The following is a 19,498-nucleotide window of genomic DNA, read 5'->3' as shown; positions in this document are numbered from 1 at the left end:
TCGGTCTGGCTCCTGCTGCTTGTTGCCTTTGTCAAAACGGCTCCTTGAAGGGGCGCAGGTCGAGTTCCTGCGTCCATGCACTGCGGTGCTGCACATGCAGCTGCCAGTAACTTTCGGCGATGGCCTCGAGCTGCAGCAGGCCGTCGCCGCCGGCCTGCGCCACGCGCTGCGGCGCGCCGGTTCGCAGCCGCTCGCCGTCGATGCCGCCGTCGATCACCACATGCGCCACATGCACGCCCTGCGGGCCGAACTCGCGCGCCAGGCTCTGGCTCAGCGAGCGCAAGGCGGCCTTGGCCGCGGCGAAGGCCGCGAACGGCGGCTTGCCGCGCAGCGCCGCGGTGGCGCCGGTGAACAGCAAGGTACCGCGCCCTTGCGAGCCGGCGGGCTCGAAGCTGTTGGCCAGCAGGCCGCGCAAGGCCTCGTGCCCGAAGATGAAACCGCCCAGCGCGCTGGTGCGCCAGGCCTGCGTGAACTGCTCGACGGAGAGCTCCAGCGTCGGCGCGCGCACAGCGCTCGCGGCATTGAAGATGGCCACCGTCAGCGGCCCCAGCGCCCTCGCCTTCTGCGCAATGCCGTGGATCTCGGCCTCGCTCGCCACGTCGCCCGCGAACGCATGCGCGCGCCCGCCGGACGCCACGATTTCCGCGGCCACCGCATCGAGCTGGGCTTGCGTGCGCCCGGTCAGCGCGACGATGAAACCTTCGGCCGCGAAGCGCCGCGCCAATGCGGCACCCAGGCCGGCGCTGGCGCCGACACCGGCGATCCATGCGACCGGAGACGGGTCGGTGCGGGACGAAGAAACGGAGGGAGTGACGGAGGTGACAGCCATGAGAGAGCACGAAGGCTATACCTGCGCCCCGGGGCGCGGAAGTATTCAAAAGCGATAACCATATTCGGTAGCTGGTCGGTGGCGGCAGTCGCTTGACGCATGCAGCGCTTCACTCCATGCGCCGCGCCCGCTACGCTATCGGCTTCCCCGGACCGCCGCATAACGAAACACAGCAATCGCTTTCCAGGAGAAGTTACCGATGGCTCTTGCCCGCACGATCCGCACCGATCTCTTGCGCGTGTTCGCCCTGACACTGGTGTCGCTCTTCGCCATTCCGGCCGCGACGCTGGTCTTCACCGAATACGCCCTGCGCTCGCAGGACAGCGCCTTCCTGCAGTCGATAGAAAAGCGCATTGCCGGCGACGCCCGGCTCTCGGCGCAAGACAAGGCCGAGGCCACCGCCTTCTACCGCGAGCATCCGCTCTCCAAGGCCTGCGACGCCACATCGCCCGAAGACAAGAACTTCCACGACAAGGTCTGCAGCCCCTATTCGATGCAGTGGCAGTTCCACTGGGCCGACCGCGCCGCCATCTGGACCATCTTGCTCGGCGCGGCGCTGCTCGCGGCGGCGCTGGTGCTGGGCGCACTGGCCTTTGCCAACCGCGGCCTGCGCTATGCCAGCTTCGTCGCGGGCTGGCGGCTGATGACGGTGTCGAGCGCCATCGAGGTCGTGCTGCAGGGCGCCATGCTGGTGTGGCTGTCGTTCTGGGTCACCGCCTACTTCTGGCATAGCTACTACATCAAGCTGATCGCCATCGCGGGCATCGCGGCGGCGGCGGCCGTGTTCTATGCCGTCTACACGCTGTTCAAGAAACTGCCGACCAACAACGAGATCGAGGGCGAACTGATCGCCGAGGCCGATGCGCCGCGCCTGTGGGAGCGCATCCGCCAGCTGGCCGGCCGCGTGCAGACTGCGCCGCCCGACCAGATCGTGGCGGGCATCGACACCAACTTCTTCGTGACCGAGGCGCCGTGCGAAGTACGCGGGCAAACGCTGCACGGCCGCACGCTGTTCGTCAGCATTCCGCTGCTGCGCGTGCTCGACCAGACAGAAGCCGACGCGGTACTGGCGCACGAACTGGCCCACCTGGGCGGCGGCGACACCCGCAGCAGCGCGGCGCTCGGCCCCAAGCTGCTGCAGTTCGACCAGTACACCTGGAAGATGCGCGGCGCCGGCCTGACCATCGTGGCGCACTACCTGCTGCGCCTGTACCGCATGATCTTCGCGTTCGCCCTTGCACGCGACAGCCGCGAGCGCGAGCACAAGGCAGACCGCGTGGCCGCCGGCCTCACGGCGCCGAGCGCCATCGTGCAGTCGCTGATCAAGATCTCCGCCTATGCCAGCTACCGCAACGACGTCGAGCGCAGGCTCTTCGAGCAGAACCGCCAGCACGACGGCGCGCTGGGCATCGCCGGCTTCGTGGCGGCCGGCCTGCCGCCGTACGCCGGCTCGGACGACTTCATCGAAGCCATGAAGACCGCCGGCGTGCCGCACCCCTACGACAGCCATCCACCGCTGCTCGAACGCATGCGCAACGTCGGCCACCATGTGCCCGAGAGTGCGTACGGCGCCATCGTCGCCACCGCGCCGCAGGCTTCGTGGGCCGACTTCATCGAGACCGCTGCGGCCATCGAGCAGCGCATGTGGAGCGAGTACGAGCAGCGCTTCGTGCAGAACCACGAACTCAGCCTCGCCTACCGCTACGAGCCGGCAACGGAAGAAGAGCGCGCCGTGGTGCTGCGCCACTTTCCGCCAATCAGCTTTGCGCTGAAGAACGGCAACCGCATCGACGTGAGCTACAGCGGCCTGCACCCGAGCGCCGACGGCGCCGCGCCGATTCCGTGGGACGAGGTCAAGGGCCTGACCTACAAGGACAGCAGCTTCGGCGACACCTTGGTCGTCACCCACCACGACAAGCGCACACTCGGCGGCGCGCGCACCACCAAGGTCAAGCTGGGCGGCCTGGGCAAGCAGAAGGAACACTTCAAGGCCGCGGCCGGCCACTACTGGCAGCGGCACCAGGTCATGCGGGCACAACAACAGCAGCAGGAGCCATAACCGCACCACTGACACCGAAGTGGCGGCCTCCACAAAACCAAACCACACAACACCGTGAGCGGCACCGCTGCAGCGGCCGGCATCGCGTGGATCAACTCCATCGGCAACCTCGGCGGCTACATCGGCCCGACGATTTCGGCGCGCTGAAGGACCGCATGAGCAACGACATCTACGCGGTGATCTTCCTCGCGTTGCTGTCGGTGGTGGCTTTCGCGCTGGTGCCGATCATCGGGCACGACTCGCGCACCGAGCAGGCTGCGGCGCCGGGGCGGGCCTGAACGCAAGGGCGCAAGGGCGCAAGGGCACAATCCTCGCCCGTGACTTCGACAACACCGCCGCTCCACACCATCCTCCTGTACGCCCGCGACATGCGGGCGACGGCGGCGTTCTACCGCACGCACTTCGGGTTCGAGTCGACGCTCGAAATCGTGGAAGGCCTGATCGAACTCAGGTCCACGAGCGGCGGCGCCCACTTGCTGATCCACCAGGCGGCAAAAAGCGTGAAGCTTGGGCAGGTCGGCGTGAAGCTGATGTTCGATGTCGAAGACATCGAAGGCTTCAAGCAAAGGAGCGCAGCGAACGGCTTGGCGTTCGGTCCCACGCACGCGGCCAACGGCTACGCGTTCGCGAATGCGAAGGATCCTGACGGCAACTCGGTGGCAATTTCCAGCAGGGCTTTCCGCGCCGAAGGCTGAAGAGCGGCCGGCTCGGGATCAGCAGCCGCCGCCCGCCCTCAATACAGCGTGGCCTTCTGCCTGGCAGGCAGCTCCCTGTCGTAGGTTTCCCCGTCGAACGCGGCCTCGGTCAGCGCCGAAAGAATGGCCCCCGGCGTCGGCACCGTGCGCTTCGCATCCGCCGGCACCGGCTCCCACAGCTTCGAGCGCTGGATCGCACGCGCGCACTGGAAGAACACAGTCTCCACCTGGATCTCGATCACGCATTGCGGCGGCTTGCCTTCCATCGCCAGGCGAGCCAGCAGGTCCGGCTCGACGGTGATGCGCGCCCTGCCGTTCACGCGCAGCGTCTCGCCCACGCCGGGAATCAGGAACAGCAGCCCCACGCGCGGGTCGGCCACGATGTTGCGCAGGCTGTCGATGCGGTTGTTGCCGCGCCGCTCGGGCATCAGCAGCGTTTTGTCGTCCTGCACGACGACGAAGCCCGGCGGGTCGCCGCGCGGCGAGGCGTCGAGGCCGCCGGGGCCGATGGTTGAGAGCACGGCGAAGGGAGACGCCTCGATCAACGCCCTGTAAGCCGGGTGAAGGTACGGCACCTCCTTCTTCAGCGCGGCTTCGCCGGGCTGGCCGAACAAGGCTTCGAGCTGCGCCAGGGTTTCGATGGCGTGCGGCGTTGTCATTGCAGGAGCTCCAGGTGATGAGGGGGAAAGACCGAATTGTTGTTCAGCCCGCGGTGCGTGTCGCATCCGCGGCCACGGGCGACGAACTCCAGCCGCAGGCCAGCGCGGTCAGCGCCAGCAGCAGCGCGGCTATGCCGTAGATCCACGGCGGCGAAGCCACCGGCAGCAGCAGCCCCGCGATCAACGGCCCGGTGCCGGCACCGATGTCGCGCCAGACAGATCGCGCGGCCAGCGCCTGCACACGCTCCGGTCCGGGCGTGCGCCTGGCCACGATGGGTGGCACCAGCGGCAGCTGCAAGGCACGCAGCACCACGATCAGCGCCGCGCAGCTCCACAGCCAGCCGAGGCCGAAGCCCACCAGCACAATGGCCGTGACGAGCGACAGGCTCACCAGCAGCCGCTCGGCACCGAAGCGCTCCGCCATGTGGCCGCCGACCGGGCTCAGCAGGATCTCCGCCAGGTAGCGCAGCGCCATCAGCACACCGGCCACGATCACCGCGCCGCCCGGCATCAGGTCTTTGCCGAGGTACGACAGCCCGACGATGAAGAGCCCGTCCAGCGTCAACCCTTCCATGAACGACCAGCCGTCGAGGCTGTTGGGCCGCTTGAAGCGACGCGCAGGCTTGCCCACGGGATGCGGCGCCGAGGGCAGCCGCCGCGTGACCAGGCAGGCGAGCAGCGAGAACGCCGCGAGGATGCCGAAGATCGCGCGCGGCCCGACCCAGTGCGCGAGCAAGGCGCCCAGCGGCAGCGCCAGCACGGGCCCCATCGCGATGAGGGCACGCGAGCGCCCGTTGCGCCGCGCCGCGCCGACCGGGTCGGCCGTGGCCAGCGCCTGCGTCGACAGGTTCAGCGCCGCGAAGCACAGGCCCCACATCAGCCGCAGCGGCAGCAGCGCCCAGAAGCCCGAGAGCGTGGTGTAGCCGAGCCCGCAGACCGCCGCGGCCACGACGGCCAGGGTGCAGGTGGGCCGGTCGCCGTTGCGCGCATAGAAGCGGGCGACGAAGCCGTAGCCCGCGATGCGCACCAGCCGGTTGGCGGCGAGCAGCATGCCGGCCTCGGCCAGCGTCACGCCGAACTGGTCGGCATACATGGGCAGCAGCAGGTAGAGCACCACGTCGGCCGGCAGCGAGAGGCCGAGCGCCATTGCGGCGTGGCGGGAATCCAGGTCGGTGGAATGCGGGGCGGGAGCGGGTTGAGTGCTGGACATCGAGCGCCGATGGTGCGCCGCACCACGCGTGCCTGACAAACGACTTAAACGCCAGCCATGCGTGAGAAAATTGCACGCATGCCGTTTCGCGAGCCGCCCCTCAACGCCGTGCGCGCCTTTGCCGCCGCAGCCCGTCACCTGAGCTTCACGCGCGCGGCGCTCGAGTTGCATGTCACGCACAGCGCCGTGAGCCGGCAGATCAAGAGCCTGGAAGAGTTCCTGGGTGTCGAGCTGTTCGAGCGCCGTATCCGCCAGGTGGCGCTGACCGCCGAAGGGCAGCAGTTCTTCGCCGAGGTCGAGCCGGCGCTGGCGCAGATCGGCGCTGCCGCGCGAGCGCTGCAGGCACAGGGCACGGCGCGCGCGGTGCGCATCAACGTGCGCCCTTCTTTCGCGGTGCGCTGGCTCATTCCGCGCCTGCCCTCCTTCGTCGAGCAATATCCCGACATCGAGCCGCAGGTGGTCACCAGCACCGTGATGCCCGAGCAGGCGGTCGACAGCTTCGACATCGCGGTGCGCAGGGGGCGCGAAGGCTGGCCGCCGTCCATCAAGGCGCGGCCCTTCCTGAAGGACGAGGTGCTGGTGGTCGGCGCGCCGTCTCTCTTCAAGGCCCATCCGCTGGACGACCTGCGTTCGCTGGCGTCGCATGTGCTGCTGTCGGCCAAGACCCGCAAGGACGACTGGGACGCCTGGAAGAAGCAGTTCGGCGCGCCGCGCGCAAGGCCCGCCGGCCGGCTGCAGTTCGACCACCTGCACTTCGTGCTGCAAGCGGCGGTCGACGGCCTGGGCATCGCGCTGGCGCCGACATCTCTGGTTTCGCACGACCTGGCCTCGGGCCGCCTGCAGTCGCCGCTGCCCGCGCTGCGCATGACGCTGGACCGCTACTACTACGGCCTGTCGCCCGACGCCGCGCCGGAAGCGGCTTACGTGGCGGAGTGGTTCGAGCGCATGCAGGCCGAGGCTGCCAAGGCGACTTAAGAAGCCACCAGCGACCGGATCACGTCCGCCACGCCGACCGTGCCCTTGCGCACGGCGGCGTCGCCGCCCGCGAAGGTGATCCAGCCCTCGTTGAAGCCGTCGAGCATCTGTATGCGCGGCACCGGGTCGCGCATGCCCTGCGCAAGAAAGACCGCGCCCCAGGTCTCGCGCGGCACCGCCTCTGCCTGCACCGCGCGCCCCAACACCGCCGACAACGCAGCCGCGATGTCGTGCTGGCTCAGGCGCTGCGGGCCTTCGAGCTCGACGATGCGCGGCGCCTCGCCCGGCTGCATCAGCAATTCGGCGGCGACGCGGCCCACGTCGGCGGTGGCGACCATCGGCACCGCGCGCTCCAGCGGCTGCAGGTAGCTGGAGAGCACGCCCTGTTCGCGCGCCTGCGCGATGTCCCAGGCCAGGTTGTCCAGGAACCATGCGGGCCGCAGGAAGGTGACGGGAAGCGGTAGCGTGGCCAGCGCCTCTTCCATCAGCGTGCGCTGGCTCAGCAGGTTGGGCTGCGCGGCCTGCGCGCCCACGGTCGACAGGCACACCGCCCTGGCAGGCCGCGCCGCATCGAGCGCCTGGCGCACCGCGCCAATCACCGCCCTCGCCTCGGGAAAGCCAGGCTGCGGATCGAACTGCGAAGGCGGCAGCACGAAAACGCCCGTCGCGCCAGTGAAGGCATGGGTGAGCGCCTGCGCGTCTTCCATCTCCGCGATGGCGACTTCGCAGCCTTGATCGGCCCAGAGGCTGCCCTTGGCAGCGTCGCGAACGACCGCTCGAACAGGCTGCCCCGCGGCCAGCAAGCTGCGTGCGACGGCACCGCCGACCTTGCCTGTGATACCGGTGATTGCGTACATGAAACTTTCCTTTCGAATGCGTGGAGTCACGCTGGGGTCGAATGGTAGGAACCGGTCATCTTTGAGTAAAGCGACTGAGCGGCATATCATTCATGACATCTGATCACCAATGAAAAAGCGCGCGCAATGACACTCGACGGACGCCTCCTCTCCAACGTCAGCGTGCTGGCCGCCGTGGTCGAAGGCGGCAGCTTCGCCAACGCCGCCACGGCGCTGGGCCTCACGCCCTCCGGCGTGAGCCGCTCCATCGCGCGGCTCGAGGCACGCATCGGCGTGCGGCTGTTCGACCGCACCACGCGCTCGCTGAACCTCACCGACGAGGGCCGGCTGCTTTACGCCAACATCAATCCGCTGGTGCTCGGCATCGAGGACGCGGTGACGATCGCGTCGGGCGCATCCGGCGCTGTGCGCGGGCGCCTGCGCGTCAACACCGACGCATTCACCTCGCGCCTGCTGCTGGCGCGGCACCTGCCGCGTTTTCTTGCAAAGTACCCCGAGCTCACGCTGGAGCTGATCGCGCGCGAACAACTCGGCGACCTGGTGGCCGAGGGCTTCGACATCGCCGTGCGCTTCGGCGAGCCGCCGTCGTCGTCGCTGGTGGCTCGCAAGCTGATGGACTCGCGCGTCGTCACCGTCGCAACGCCCGCCTACCTGGCGCAGCATGGTCGCCCCGCGAAGCCGGTGGATCTCGGCGGCCATGCCTGCCTGCAGGTGCGCAACCCGGCCACGGGGCAGCCCTATTCGTGGGAGTTCCAGCGCGGACGCAAGCTCATGCAGGTGCCGACCACCGGGCGGCTGCTGCTCACCGATCCGGGCACCGTGCTGGAAACCGTGCTCGCCGGCATCTGCGTGGCGCAGATCAAGGCCGTGGGCATACAGCCGCAGCTCGACAGCGGCGAGCTGGTCGACCTGTTTCCCGACTGGCCCGACGAGCGGCTTGCGCTCTATGCGCTTTATCCGTCACGCCACCTTCCGGCCGCGAAGGTACGCGCGTTCATCGATTTCGTGATGGAGGTCGTCTCGCCAGTGTCTTCGCCCGTGGCCTCGCCTGCTCCGAAGCCGAAGCCCCGGCGCTGATGCTCACGTCCGGAAGCGGCCAGCGCCATCGGCCGGCCGGCCGCACGATGCCGGCATGACATCCACCACGACACCTGCCACGACACCGCTCCCCCGCGCCTTCCAGAATCTCGCGTGGTCCAACCTCGCCGCGCAGTCCGCCGAACAGTTGAGCCTCGCGGCAGTGCCGCTGGTCGCTGTGCTGGCACTCCAGGCCGGGCCCGGAGAAATCGGCTTCCTCGCTGCCATCCAGACGCTGCCTTTCCTTCTTGTCTCCATGCCGCTGGGGCTGCTGGCAGATCGCATGTCGCGGCGGCGGCTGATGGTATGGGCCGAAGGGCTGCGGGCGGTGTCGCTGCTGATGCTGCTCGCGCTGCTGCTCTGGTCGAAGCTCGGCATTGCATGGCTTGCGGTGCTCGGGTTCCTGGGCGCCGTGGGCACTGTGGGCTTCAGCGTCGCCGCGCCTGCGCTGGTGCCGGCCCTCGTTCCACGCGAGGCGCTGGCCGTGGCCAACGGTCGGCTGGAGCTTGCGCGCAGCGCGGCATTCACCGCCGGGCCGGCGCTGGCGGGCGCGCTCGTCGCGTGGGCGGGCGCATCGGCTGCATTCGTGCTCGCTGCCGTGCTGTCGGTCTCGGCCGTCGGCCTGCTGTCGAGCCTCAGCGAGGCGCCGCGCGCGCACGTTGCATCGCGGCGCAACCCGCTGCTCGACGTGAGGGACGGCGCGCGCTTCGTCTGGCGGCACGAACTGCTGCGGCCCATGCTCATGACCGGCGCGGTCTTCAACATCTCGTGGTTCGTGCTGCAGGCGGCCTATGTGCCCTATGCGGTGCGCGTGCTGGGTCTCGGCGCGCAGGCGGTCGGCTTCACGCTCGCCATGTACGGCGCGGGCATGGTGTTCGGCGCAATGCTGACGGCACGGGTGGTGGCGCGGATTCCGTTCGGGCGCGCCATCCAGATCGGCCCGGCGGCGGCGGTCGTGGCCGGCGCGCTGATGGCGGCGACGCTCGTCGTGCCCAGCGCGGCGCTGGCCTCGCTGTCGTTTTTTCTGTTCGGCGCGGGGCCGATGGTCTGGGTCATCACCTCTGCCACGCTGCGCCAGAGCGTTGCGCCGCCGGCCATGCTCGGCCGCGTGTCGGCGGTGTTCCTGACGATCAACACCGGCGCGCGGCCTATAGGCGCGGCACTCGGAGGACTGGTCGGCGCCACGCAGGGCGAGTCCGCCTGCCTGCTGCTGGCGCTCGCAGGCTTCGTGCTTCAGGCGGGGATCATCTTTGCCTCGCGCATCGCGACGCTGCGGCGGCTGCCTGCGCTGGCACCCACCTGAGCACTGCTAGAACAGCGAAGCCATCCCGTTCGGCCGCGCATCCTCGATGGCGAGCATGCGCAGCTTGGTCAGCGCACCGCCGCCGGCCGAGAAGCCGCCCGGCTTGTTGCCTGCCGCCAGCACGCGGTGGCACGGCACAACCGGCGCGAAAGGGTTGTGGCCCATGGCCTGCCCTACTGCGCGCGACAGGCCTTTGTCGCCAAGCTCTTCGGCGATCTCTCCATAGGTGCGCGTCTGCCCGGGCGGAATGCGCCGCGCGATCGCGTAGATGCGCTGGTGAAACTCCGACACGCCGCGCATGTCGAGTTCGATGTGGTTCAGGTCGTCGCGCACGCCCTGCAGCAGGCCCTGGATGGCCGTGATGGCGCGCTGCGCCATCTCGTCGGGCGGCCCCTCGCGCAGTTCCGGAAAGCGCTGTCTCATGCGCGCCCGCGTCGCCGGCTCGCCGTCGTCCGCAGGCAGTTGCACGCCGACCAGCCCCCGCGGGCCCCACGCCAGGGCGCACATGCCGATGGCAGTCTCGAACAAGGCAAAACCGCTCATGGCGTCTCCTGCAATGCATGCTGGCGTGACGCAAGCACGGCAGCAGCCCACAGCGTGATCGCCGACGCCACGAGGCCTCGTGCCAGGCCGCCGGGGCCGTCGGAAATCCATCCGGTGACGGTCGGCCCGACGATCTGACCCGCCGCGAAAACGATGGTGAACATGCTGATGCCCTGCGCCCAGCGCGCGGGCGGCAGGTTGTGGCGCACCAGCGCCGTGGTCGACGCCACCACCGACAGGAACACCCCGCCGAACAGCAGGCCCGACACCAGCGCCACCGGCGCCGAGGGGTTCAGCACCGGCAGCAGCGTGGCCACGCCGAGCAGCCCGTTCAGCAGCGCCTGCGGCTGGCCGCCGCGATAGCGATCGAGCAGCCCGGCCCACAGCCGCGAAGAAGCCACGCAGGCGACACCCAGCAGGGCATAGAACACCGTGATGAAGCCGGCGCTGGCACCCTGCTCCCGCAGCAGCGCTATCACGAAAGTCATGTAGCCGATGTAGCCCATGCCGAAGAGCGCATAGCCTGCCAATGCCCAGCCGAAGCGGTGCAACGCCACGGGCGGCGCGCTGGCAGCTGTCGCGGACGACGTTGCTGCGTGCGCCGCGGGCCTCTGCGGCATCGCACGGCCGGCCCAGGCCAGCAGGCCGGTGGCCGCCGCGCTCGCGATGGCCAATGCCCACCACGCCCAGGCCCAGCCATGCGGCACGTCGGCCGCCGCGCGCAACACCTGCGGCACGAGCAGCGCCGACAGCGCAATGCCGAAGCCGGTGCCGCTGTAATAAATGCCGAGCAGCAGCCCGCCGCGCGAAGACCCGGCCTCGCCGAGCCGCGCGGCCAGCAAGCCGCCCGCCACGAACACCCAGGCGCTGGCAATGCCGGCCAACAGGCGCTGCAGCAGCAGGGCCGGTGCCGCGGTCACGAAGCCGCTGCCCGCCATGAAGACGCTCGCCAGCACGGCGCCGACCACCAGCAGCCGGGTCACGCCGAAGCGGCGCATCAGCGTCGGCGTGATCAGCGCGCCGATCAGGTAGCCCACCGCGTTCGCCGTGTTCATGCCGCCGGCCAGCGCATAGCTCCAGCCGAGGTCGGCGCGCATTGGCGGCAGCAACAGACCGTAGGAGAAGCGCGTGATGCCCAGTGACACGGCCGCGCCCATCGAGAGCGCGAATGCAAGCCGAAGTGCAGGCTGTGCCGGGGCGGCGGTGGAAGTGAGCGAGGTCGACATCAGGAGCAAAGGGGGTGCCGCGCATTTTGCGGCACCCTGCCCGATCCCGCTGCCGGGGGCACCCCTCAGGCCGTGCCGGCGACAGGGTCGCCTTGCAAGAGGTGCCGCTCCAGCAGCACGGACACGTGCACCGCCTCGCGCCGGGCGCCGTCTTCTATCTGGTGGCGGCAGCTGGTGCCGTCGGCCACGACGACCGCATCGGGCCTGGCGCGGATGGCGGGCAGCAGGCTCGCTTCCGCCATCTGCATCGACACCTCGAAGTGGCTGGCCTCGTAGCCGAAGCTGCCGGCCATGCCGCAGCACGAGCTTTCGATCAGCTCGGGTTGCGCGCCGGGAATCAGCTTCAGCACGTCCATCACCGGGCTCACCGCGCCGAAGGCTTTCTGGTGGCAGTGGCCGTGCAGCAGGATCGGCGTCTCGGCCGGGCGCAACGCCAGTTCGAAGCGGCCGAGCTTCACTTCGCGCGCAATGAATTCCTCGAACAGCAGCGCATGCTTTGCCACCAGTTCCGCCTTCTCGCCGAAGCCCATCACCAGCGTTTCGTCGCGCAGCGTGAGCAGGCACGAGGGCTCCAGGCCGACGATGGGCACGCCGGCCCGCGCCAGCGGCACGAGCGCATCGATCAGCGCCTCGGCCTTCGCCTTGGCCTCTTCGACCATGCCGCTGGCCAGGAAGGTGCGGCCGCAGCAGTGATGCCCGCCGCGCTTCTCGACGGTGTGCAGCAGATAGCCCGCCGCCTGCAGCACGCGCGCCGCCGCGAATGCGTTCTCGCTCTCGAAAGTGCCGTTGAAGGTGTCGACGAACAGCACCGCAGCCTTGCCGCCGCGCCGCGCGATGGCCAGCACCGCGTCGCGATCGGCGAACAGGCCGGGCTCGTTGTCCTTCGCGCGCCAGAAGGTGTCGCTGCGCCAGGCGGGCAGCGAGCGCCTGGCGGAAAAGCCCAGCAGCTTCTCGCCTATCCATGCGGCGCCGGGCACGCTGTTGCGCAGGTTCAGCAGCCAAGGCAGGCGGCTGGCCTTGTGGGCGTAGTCGGGCAGCCTGGCCACGAGCTTGTCTTTCAGCGTGTGGCCGTGGCGCTTCTTGTAGTGGTCGAGAAACTCGATCTTCATCTTCGCCATGTCCACGCCCGTGGGGCAGTCGCGCTTGCAGCCCTTGCAGCCGACGCACAGGTCCATGGTCTCGTGCATGGCCTCGCTGGTGAAGGCGTCGGGGCCGAGCTGGCCCGAGAGTGCGAGCCGCAAGGTGTTGGCGCGGCCGCGCGTCAGGTGCTGCTCGTCGCGCGTCGCGCGGTAGCTGGGGCACATGGTGCCGGCGTCGAACTTGCGGCAGTGGCCGTTGTTGTTGCACATCTCCACGGCCTTGGCCAGGCCGCCGGTGCTGTCGCCGCCGGTGCCGGGCGCGGTGGTCGCTTCGGTCACAGGGTCGGCGTTGACGTTCCATGCCGACCAGTCGAGCACGGGCTTGAGTTCGATGCGGCGGTACGGCTTGGGCGCGGTGGGCGGCGCAAAGCGGAACAGCGCGCCGTCGTCCATGCGCGGTGTATCGATGATCTTGCCGGGGTTGAACAGGTCCAGCGGGTCGAGCTTGCGCTTGATGGCGCGGAAGGCTTCGTTGATGGCCGGGCCGAACTGCCATTCGATCCACTCGCCGCGGCACAGGCCGTCGCCGTGCTCGCCGCTGAAGGCGCCCTTGTACTTGCGAACCAGCGCGCTCGCTTCCTCGGCAATGGCGCGCATCTTGGCGGCGCCGTTCACGCGCATGTCCAGGATGGGCCGCACATGCAGCGTGCCGACCGATGCATGCGCGTACCAGGTGCCCCGGCTGCCGTACCTGGCGAACACTTCGGTCAGCGCATCGGTGTATTCGGCCAGGTGCTCCAGCGGCACGGCGCAGTCCTCGATGAAGCTCACCGGCTTGCCGTCGCCCTTGAGGCTCATCATGATGTTCAGACCTGCCTTGCGCACTTCCCACAGGTTCTTCTGCCGCGCGTCGTCGGGCATCTCGACCACGCTGCCGGGCAGGCCGAGGTCGCCCATCAGCTCGACCAGCCGCTTCAGTTGCGCCAGCAGCGCGGCCTTGTCGGCACCAGAGAACTCCACCAGCAGGATGGCCGCCGGCTTGCCGATGAGCGCTGTCTCCACCGTGGGCTTGAAGGCCGGGTTCCCCAGGCTCAGCTCGATCATGGTTCGGTCGACCAGCTCCACCGCCGTCGGCCCGAGCTTCACGATGTGCTGCGCCGCATCCATCGCCGCATGGAAGGTCGGGAAGTTGACGATGCCCAGCACCTTGGCGCGCGGCAGCGGCGCGAGCTTGAGCTTCAGGCTGCGCGTATAGGCCAGCGTGCCTTCGGAGCCGATCAGCAGGTGCGCCAGGTTCACGCTGCCGTCCGCCGTGTACGGCCGCTCGCTCTGGTTGTCGAAGATGTCGAGGTTGTAGCCTGCCACGCGGCGCATCACCTTGGGCCAATGCTCGGCGATCTGCTCGCGCTGCTGCCTTGCCAGCCCGCGCACGAACTGTGCGATGCCCGCCGCGCGCACGCCCAGCGAACCCACGGGGCCGAAGTCGACCAGCTCGCCGTTCGACAGCCACGCGCTCGCGCCCAGCACGTTGTGCACCATGTTGCCGTAGGCGATGGAGCGCGAGCCGCAGGAGTTGTTGCCCGCCATGCCGCCCAGCGTGGCCTGCGCGCTGGTCGACACGTCCACCGGATACCACAGGCCGTGCGGCTTGAGCTGCGCGTTCAGATGGTCGAGCACGAGACCGGGCTCGACGGTGGCCGTGCCCTCTTCCACGTTCACGTCGAGCACGCGCCTGAAGTGCTTGCTGTTGTCGATGACCAGCGCCGCCCCCGTGGTCTGCCCGCACTGGCTGGTGCCGCCGCCGCGCGCGAGCACCGGCACCTTCAGGTCGCGCGCGATGTCGATGGCGGTGGCAATGTCGCGTTCGTTCGTGGGCACGAAGGCGCCCACGGGCGTGATCTGGTAGATCGACGCGTCGGTGGCGTAGCGCCCGCGCGAACCGTCGTCGAACAGCACCTCGCCCTGCGTGTCGGCACGCAGCCGCCGCGCGAGGAGCTCGCAGGTGTCGTTGGGCGGAAGAACGGTTCCGGCTGGCTGCATGTGGCTGGCGGGATCGATGCGCATGGTGGGTGGTTGCTTTTTCTTGAGGACGGTTCTCAGCTCGACTTGGCCGAGGGATAGATCTCTCCCGCGCGCAACAGCTCGAGCACGGTGTCGCGCTTGCGCAGCACATGCGACACGAGCACCTTGCGCATGGCGGCGGCGTCTCGCGCGGCCAGCGCGTCGATCATCTGCTCGTGCTCTTGCACGGCGTGCTTCCACTTCGCCTCGTTCTGGTTGGTACGAAAGCGCAGCGACTGCACGCGGGCGTTGATGGAGCGGTAGGTGTTCGACAGCACCGGGTTGGCCGCCGCGTCGTTGATGGCGGTGTGGATGCGCGCGTTGAGGCGGTAGTAACCCGACAGGTCGCGCCGCGCGAAGCAGGCCATCATTTCGTAGTGCAGCGCGCGCACCTCGGCCAGTTCCTCGTCGGTGATGCGCTTTGCGGCCAGCTCGCCCGACATGCCTTCGAGCATGGCCAGCACCTCGAAGGTGTTGAGCACGTCGGCCTCTGTGAGCTTCACCGCCACCGCGCCGCGGTTGGGCAGCAGGTCGACCAGCCCCTCGGCCGCGAGCAGCTTGATGGCCTCGCGCAACGGCGTGCGCGAGACGTTCAGCTGCAGGCACAGCTCGCGTTCGTTGAGCTTGGCGCCGGGCGCGATGTAGCCCTCCACCAGCATGGTCCGCAGGCGCGAGGCCACCTGGTCATGCAATGCGAGGCGCGAGATTTCGATGATTTCCGCTGTCATGGTTTTTCCCTTTGAATGTATTTTGAATGCAAAAAATCCTTGCCACAACTTAGATGAGTCAGGGTAAACCATCGAACAAAAATGTATTTTGAATGCAAAACTGAAAAGCGAAAGGACAGTCCATGCTGCAACTCGACATCCATCCCACAGGTCGCCACTTCCTCCAGATTCCAGGCCCGAGCCCTGTGCCCGACCGCATCCTGCGGGCCATGAGCCTGCCCACCATCGACCACCGCGGGCCGGAGTTCGGCACGCTCGGCCTGAAGGTGCTGGGCGGCATCAGGCAGGTCTTCAAGACGAAGCACCCGGTTGCCATTTATCCCGCCTCCGGCACCGGCGCATGGGAGGCCGCGCTCGCCAACACGCTGAGCCCGGGCGACCACGTGCTGATGTACGAAACCGGCCACTTCGCCTCGCTGTGGCAGAAGATGGCCACGCGCCTGGGCCTGTCGACCGAGTTCCTCGCGTGGTCGGGCACCGACGCGCAACTGCCCAGCGCGCCAAGCTGGCGCCGCGGCGTGCAGGCCGAGCTGATCGAAGCCCGCCTGCGCAAGGACACCGGGAAGAAGATCAAGGCCGTGTGCGTGGTGCACAACGAGACCTCTACAGGCGTCACCTCTGACATCGCCTCGGTGCGCAAGGCCATCGATGCGGCGGGCCATCCGGCGCTGCTGATGGTCGACAGCATCTCGGGCCTGGCCAGCGCCGACTACCGCCATGACGAATGGGGCGTGGACGTGTGCGTGAGCGGCTCGCAAAAGGGCCTGATGCTGCCGCCGGGCATCAGCTTCAACGCGCTGTCGCCGCGCGCGCTCGAAGTGTCGAAGACCGCGAAGCTGCCAAAGGCCTTCTGGGCCTGGGACGAGATCGTCGAGATGAACAAGGACGGCTACTGGCCCTACACGCCCAACACCAACCTGCTCTACGGCCTTTCGGAGTCGCTGGACATGATCCTCGGCGAAGGGCTGGACAACGTGTTCGCGCGCCACCAGCGCTGGGCCGCGGGCGTGCGCGCCGCGGTCAATGCCTGGGGCCTGCCGATCCAGTGCACCGATCCGGCCGTGTACTCGCCCGTGCTCACCGGCGTGATCACGCCCGAGGGCGTCGATGCCGACGCGCTGCGGCGGCTGATCCACCAGCGCTTCGACCTGTCGCTGGGCACCGGCCTGGGCAAGCTCAAGGGCCGCATGTTCCGCATGGGCCACCTGGGCGACAGCAACGACCTGACGCTGGTGGCCATGGTCGCCGGCGTCGAGATGGGCATGAAGCTCGCGGGCATCAAGCTGGCCGGCAGCGGCGTGCACGCGGCCATGGACCACTTCGCGAACCACACGGCACCGGCCGCGCTGCAGAAAGCCGCATAGGCACGCAGCACTGCCGGTGCTGTACCGGCACCAGGCGCCCCGGCGCGCATCGGATTCCTACCTACGACGGAGACAAAGAAGATGCAAAGACGTTCCCTCATCCAGGCCGCCGGCGCGGCCGCCGCCACGCTGGGCGTGCCCCGGCTCTTCGCGCAGGAGTGGCCTTCGGGCCCGGTGCGCATCGTGGTCGGTTTTCCGCCGGGCGGCGGCACCGACGCCCTGGCCCGCGTGGTCGCCCAGAAGCTCACCGTCATGTGGGGCCAGCAGGTCATCGTGGAGAACAAGGGCGGCGTGGCCGGCGTGCTGGCGGCCGACTACGTGGCGCAGCAGCCGGCCGACGGCAGCACGCTGCTCATGGCGCACATCAACAGCCATGCGCTGGCACCCAGCCTGCAGCCCAAGCTGCGCTACAACGTGGAGCGCGACTTCGTGCCGATCGTGCTGGTGGGCGTCACGCCCAACCTGCTGATCGCCAACCCGGGGCAGAAGGCGCTGAGCGTGAAGGACATCGTGGCCGCCTGCAAGGCCGCGCCGGGCACCATCAGCTTCGGCTCTGCCGGCGCGGGCTCGGCTCAGCACCTGGCGCTGGAAATGTTCAAGCTGCAGGGCGGCGTCGATGCGCTGCACGTGCCGTACAAAGGCAGCGGCCCGCTGCTGGCGGACCTGATGGGCGGGCAGATCCAGTACAGCTTCGAGACCATGACCGCGGCCACGCCGCACGTGAAGAACGGCCGCGTCATCGCCGTCGCGCAGACGCGCACCAAGCGCGCCAAGGGCCATCCGAATGTGCCGACCATGCAGGAGCAAGGCTTCCAGGGCTTCGAGGCGACCACCTGGTACGGGCTTGCGGGGCCGGGCAAGCTGCCGGCGTCCATCGCGCAGAAGGTGAACCGCGACGTCAACACCGTGCTGGCGATGCCCGACGTGCAGGAGCGGCTCGACACCTACGGCGCGGAAGACGGCGGCGGCTCGCAGGACAAGTTCAAGCAGTTCATCAGCACGGAAATCGCGAAGTGGGCGAAGGTGGTGAAGGACGGCAATGTCCATGTCGAGACCTGAAGCTGGGAAGATCGGGCAGATGAACCAAGCTCAGACCGCCCTTACCGACGCCCTCGTCGCCGCGCGCCGCGGCAACCGCACCCTCGACGCCACGCCCTGGCTCGACACGCTCCAAACCGCCGACCATGCCTATGAAGTGCAGGACGCCGTGGCCGCCGCGCTCGGCTGGTTCGGCGCGGCGGCCGTGCCCGGCGCCTGGAAGTCGGGTGGCGGCTCGCGCAGCGCGACGCTCACGCATGCGCCGCTGCCGCCCGCCGGCGTTCGCCCGAGCCCGGCGGACTTCAGCGACCTCGCGCTCCACACGCCGGGCATCGAGGCGGAAATTGCACTGCGGCTCGGCCAGGACGTCACGCCCGCGCAGGCGGTGGCGCTCGACCACGGCAACGCCGCATCGGTCGTCGACGCCATGGCCGTGTCGGTCGAGATCGTCGATGCCCGCTGGCAAGACCTGCCCTCCACGCCCGCCCTGCTGCGCCTGGCCGATTCGCAGGTGCACGGCGCGCTGGTGATCGGCGAATGGAAACCGTATGCCGCTCTCGACTGGGCTTCGCAGCGCTGCGAAACCACGATCGGCGACGCGGACACGGTGGTGCGCACAGGCACGCACCCGCTGGCCGACCCTACGTGGCTGCTGCCAATCTGGCTGCGCCATCTCACGCGCCACGGCCACACCGTGCCGGCCGGCACCGTGGTCACCACAGGCTCGTGGGTCGGTGTGCTGCCCTGCCGGCGCGGCGATCAGGTAACGGCCGAATTCCCCGGCATCGGCGCGGTCCGCTTGAGCGTATAGCGCCCGCCGCCCACGCCGGAGCACGCGACCAGAAAGTCCAGCACCGCGCGCACCCGGGCCGGCAGCGTGCCGGCCTTGCCGATGTACACCGCGTGGATCGGTTCCACCTCGCAGGGATTGAACTCCTCCAGCAGCGGCACCAGCCGGCCCGCGTCGATGTCATGCTGTATGTGATACAGCGACAGCCTGGCAACGCCCGTCCCCGCGATCGCCAACTGACGCAAGGTCTCGCCGTCGCCCGCGCGCACCGGGCCGGCCACCGGCAGCCACTGCGTTCGCCCGTCCACGCGCAGCGGCCAATCGGGCGAATTGCGGCGGTAGCTCCAGCCCAGCCGGTTGTGCGCCTCCAGTTCCTGCGGCGTGCGCGGCGTGCCGTACTTCGCAAGATAAGACGGCGCGGCCACGATCGACTGGCTGGTCTCGCCAAGCCGACGCGCCACGAGGTCTGAAGACGGCAGTTGGCCCCAGCGGATCGCGATGTCGGCGCGCTCGTCCATCAGGTCGACGATGCGGTCGGTCAGCGCGATGTCGAGCGTGATCTGCGGATGCATCTCCAGCAGACGCGGCACCAGCGGCACCAACCTGTGCTGCCCGAAGGACACGCTCGCATTGATGCTCACCCGCCCGCGCGGGGCCGCACCGGCCGCGGCGCAGCGCTCGGCCTCGTCCATGTCGGCCAGCACGCGCAGGCTGCGCTCGTAGAACTCCGTGCCTTCTGGCGTGAGCTGCAGCTTGCGGGTGGACCGGTGCACCAGCTGGATGCCCAGGCGCAGTTCCATGCGAGAAATCAGCTTGCTCACGGCGGAGGGTGTCATGCCCAGCAGGCGCGCCGCTGCCGAGAAACCGCCCGACTCCACCACCTGGACGAAGGCCTCCATTTCGCCGGAGCGGTTGACGTCGATGCGCGGCATGGCGGCCTCATGGTTTTGTGACTTCAAATCACAAATGCTTGTACTCGCGGCATTCTAGTCATCGAGCCATTTT

Annotated in this window: 18 protein-coding genes; 9 read left to right on the top strand and 9 right to left on the bottom strand. The window is 68.9% G+C overall.

Annotated elements, in window-relative coordinates:
* Positions 1–31: 31 nt before the first annotated feature.
* Positions 32–829: an SDR family NAD(P)-dependent oxidoreductase gene (locus ACQY8B_RS10495; RefSeq protein ID WP_422086646.1), complete on the bottom strand. Its 798-nt coding sequence runs from the start codon at positions 827–829 to the stop codon at positions 32–34.
* A gap of 199 nt (positions 830–1,028) precedes the next feature.
* On the opposite strand from ACQY8B_RS10495, the gene ACQY8B_RS10490 reads away from it, so the two are divergent.
* The 3 genes from ACQY8B_RS10490 to ACQY8B_RS10480 all read left to right on the top strand — a co-directional run bounded on the left by ACQY8B_RS10490 (position 1,029) and on the right by ACQY8B_RS10480 (position 3,583).
* Entirely contained in the window at positions 1,029–2,888 is a 1,860-nt protein-coding gene (locus tag ACQY8B_RS10490) for a M48 family metallopeptidase (protein WP_422086645.1), read from the top strand.
* A gap of 155 nt (positions 2,889–3,043) precedes the next feature.
* The gene (locus ACQY8B_RS10485; RefSeq protein ID WP_422086644.1) at positions 3,044–3,166 is read left to right on the top strand and encodes a hypothetical protein; all 123 of its coding nucleotides are present in this window, start codon (positions 3,044–3,046) and stop codon (positions 3,164–3,166) included.
* Positions 3,167–3,205: 39 nt separating this feature from the next.
* Positions 3,206–3,583, top strand: coding sequence for a VOC family protein (locus ACQY8B_RS10480; RefSeq protein ID WP_422086643.1), 378 nt, complete (start codon positions 3,206–3,208; stop codon positions 3,581–3,583).
* 38 nt (positions 3,584–3,621) lie between these two features.
* Here ACQY8B_RS10480 and ACQY8B_RS10475 read toward each other — a convergent pair whose 3' ends face one another.
* Both ACQY8B_RS10475 and ACQY8B_RS10470 read right to left on the bottom strand, forming a co-directional pair.
* Positions 3,622–4,242 carry a pyridoxamine 5'-phosphate oxidase family protein gene (locus tag ACQY8B_RS10475; protein ID WP_422086642.1) on the bottom strand — a complete coding sequence of 207 codons (621 nt, stop codon included), beginning with the start codon at positions 4,240–4,242 and terminating at the stop codon, positions 3,622–3,624.
* A gap of 43 nt (positions 4,243–4,285) precedes the next feature.
* Positions 4,286–5,452, bottom strand: a complete 1,167-nt coding sequence (locus ACQY8B_RS10470; RefSeq protein WP_422086641.1) for an MFS transporter — start codon at positions 5,450–5,452, stop codon at positions 4,286–4,288.
* A 78-nt stretch (positions 5,453–5,530) separates the two neighbouring features.
* Between ACQY8B_RS10470 and gcvA the strand changes: the two genes are divergently transcribed.
* Complete coding sequence (gene gcvA, locus ACQY8B_RS10465) at positions 5,531–6,427, top strand: transcriptional regulator GcvA (protein WP_422089173.1); 897 nt, start codon at positions 5,531–5,533, stop codon at positions 6,425–6,427.
* Here the strand turns inward: gcvA and ACQY8B_RS10460 are convergent.
* Positions 6,424–7,284: an NmrA family NAD(P)-binding protein gene (locus ACQY8B_RS10460; protein ID WP_422086640.1), complete on the bottom strand. Its 861-nt coding sequence runs from the start codon at positions 7,282–7,284 to the stop codon at positions 6,424–6,426. The genes gcvA and ACQY8B_RS10460 overlap by 4 nt on opposite strands.
* A 126-nt stretch (positions 7,285–7,410) precedes the next feature.
* Between ACQY8B_RS10460 and ACQY8B_RS10455 the strand changes: the two genes are divergently transcribed.
* A complete protein-coding gene (locus ACQY8B_RS10455; protein WP_422086639.1) occupies positions 7,411–8,361 on the top strand; it encodes a LysR substrate-binding domain-containing protein in 951 nt (316 codons plus the stop codon).
* 55 nt (positions 8,362–8,416) lie between these two features.
* Positions 8,417–9,664 (top strand): MFS transporter, encoded by a 1,248-nt coding sequence (locus tag ACQY8B_RS10450; RefSeq protein WP_422086638.1) that lies wholly within the window; start codon positions 8,417–8,419, stop codon positions 9,662–9,664.
* A 6-nt stretch (positions 9,665–9,670) separates the two neighbouring features.
* Here ACQY8B_RS10450 and ACQY8B_RS10445 read toward each other — a convergent pair whose 3' ends face one another.
* The 4 genes from ACQY8B_RS10445 to ACQY8B_RS10430 all read right to left on the bottom strand — a co-directional run bounded on the left by ACQY8B_RS10445 (position 9,671) and on the right by ACQY8B_RS10430 (position 15,301).
* Positions 9,671–10,207, bottom strand: a complete 537-nt coding sequence (locus tag ACQY8B_RS10445) for a methylated-DNA--[protein]-cysteine S-methyltransferase (RefSeq protein ID WP_422086637.1) — start codon at positions 10,205–10,207, stop codon at positions 9,671–9,673.
* Positions 10,204–11,433 carry a YbfB/YjiJ family MFS transporter gene (locus tag ACQY8B_RS10440; protein ID WP_422086636.1) on the bottom strand — a complete coding sequence of 410 codons (1,230 nt, stop codon included), beginning with the start codon at positions 11,431–11,433 and terminating at the stop codon, positions 10,204–10,206. The genes ACQY8B_RS10445 and ACQY8B_RS10440 overlap by 4 nt, the downstream gene beginning before the upstream one ends.
* A gap of 65 nt (positions 11,434–11,498) precedes the next feature.
* Entirely contained in the window at positions 11,499–14,576 is a 3,078-nt protein-coding gene (locus ACQY8B_RS10435; protein WP_422086635.1) for an FAD-binding and (Fe-S)-binding domain-containing protein, read from the bottom strand.
* Between the two features lie 32 nt (positions 14,577–14,608).
* Positions 14,609–15,301 (bottom strand): GntR family transcriptional regulator, encoded by a 693-nt coding sequence (locus ACQY8B_RS10430; RefSeq protein ID WP_422086634.1) that lies wholly within the window; start codon positions 15,299–15,301, stop codon positions 14,609–14,611.
* A 122-nt stretch (positions 15,302–15,423) separates the two neighbouring features.
* Between ACQY8B_RS10430 and ACQY8B_RS10425 the strand changes: the two genes are divergently transcribed.
* From ACQY8B_RS10425 to ACQY8B_RS10415, 3 genes are all read left to right on the top strand, one after another.
* Positions 15,424–16,665, top strand: coding sequence for a pyridoxal-phosphate-dependent aminotransferase family protein (locus ACQY8B_RS10425; protein ID WP_422086633.1), 1,242 nt, complete (start codon positions 15,424–15,426; stop codon positions 16,663–16,665).
* A gap of 81 nt (positions 16,666–16,746) precedes the next feature.
* The gene (locus ACQY8B_RS10420; RefSeq protein WP_422086632.1) at positions 16,747–17,724 is read left to right on the top strand and encodes a Bug family tripartite tricarboxylate transporter substrate binding protein; all 978 of its coding nucleotides are present in this window, start codon (positions 16,747–16,749) and stop codon (positions 17,722–17,724) included.
* A 19-nt stretch (positions 17,725–17,743) separates the two neighbouring features.
* On the top strand, positions 17,744–18,514 hold the full coding sequence (locus ACQY8B_RS10415) for a fumarylacetoacetate hydrolase family protein (protein ID WP_422086631.1): 771 nt from the start codon (positions 17,744–17,746) through the stop codon (positions 18,512–18,514).
* Here ACQY8B_RS10415 and ACQY8B_RS10410 read toward each other — a convergent pair.
* Positions 18,463–19,425 carry a LysR substrate-binding domain-containing protein gene (locus ACQY8B_RS10410; RefSeq protein WP_422086630.1) on the bottom strand — a complete coding sequence of 321 codons (963 nt, stop codon included), beginning with the start codon at positions 19,423–19,425 and terminating at the stop codon, positions 18,463–18,465. The genes ACQY8B_RS10415 and ACQY8B_RS10410 overlap by 52 nt on opposite strands.
* Positions 19,426–19,498 lie beyond the last annotated feature (73 nt).

The sequence above is a fragment of the Variovorax sp. genome, from assembly GCF_965279555.1.
Taxonomy (GTDB): Bacteria; Pseudomonadota; Gammaproteobacteria; order Burkholderiales; family Burkholderiaceae_C; genus Variovorax.
Note: the sequence above shows the minus strand (reverse complement) of the source record. Positions and strands in the feature narration are given on the sequence as shown.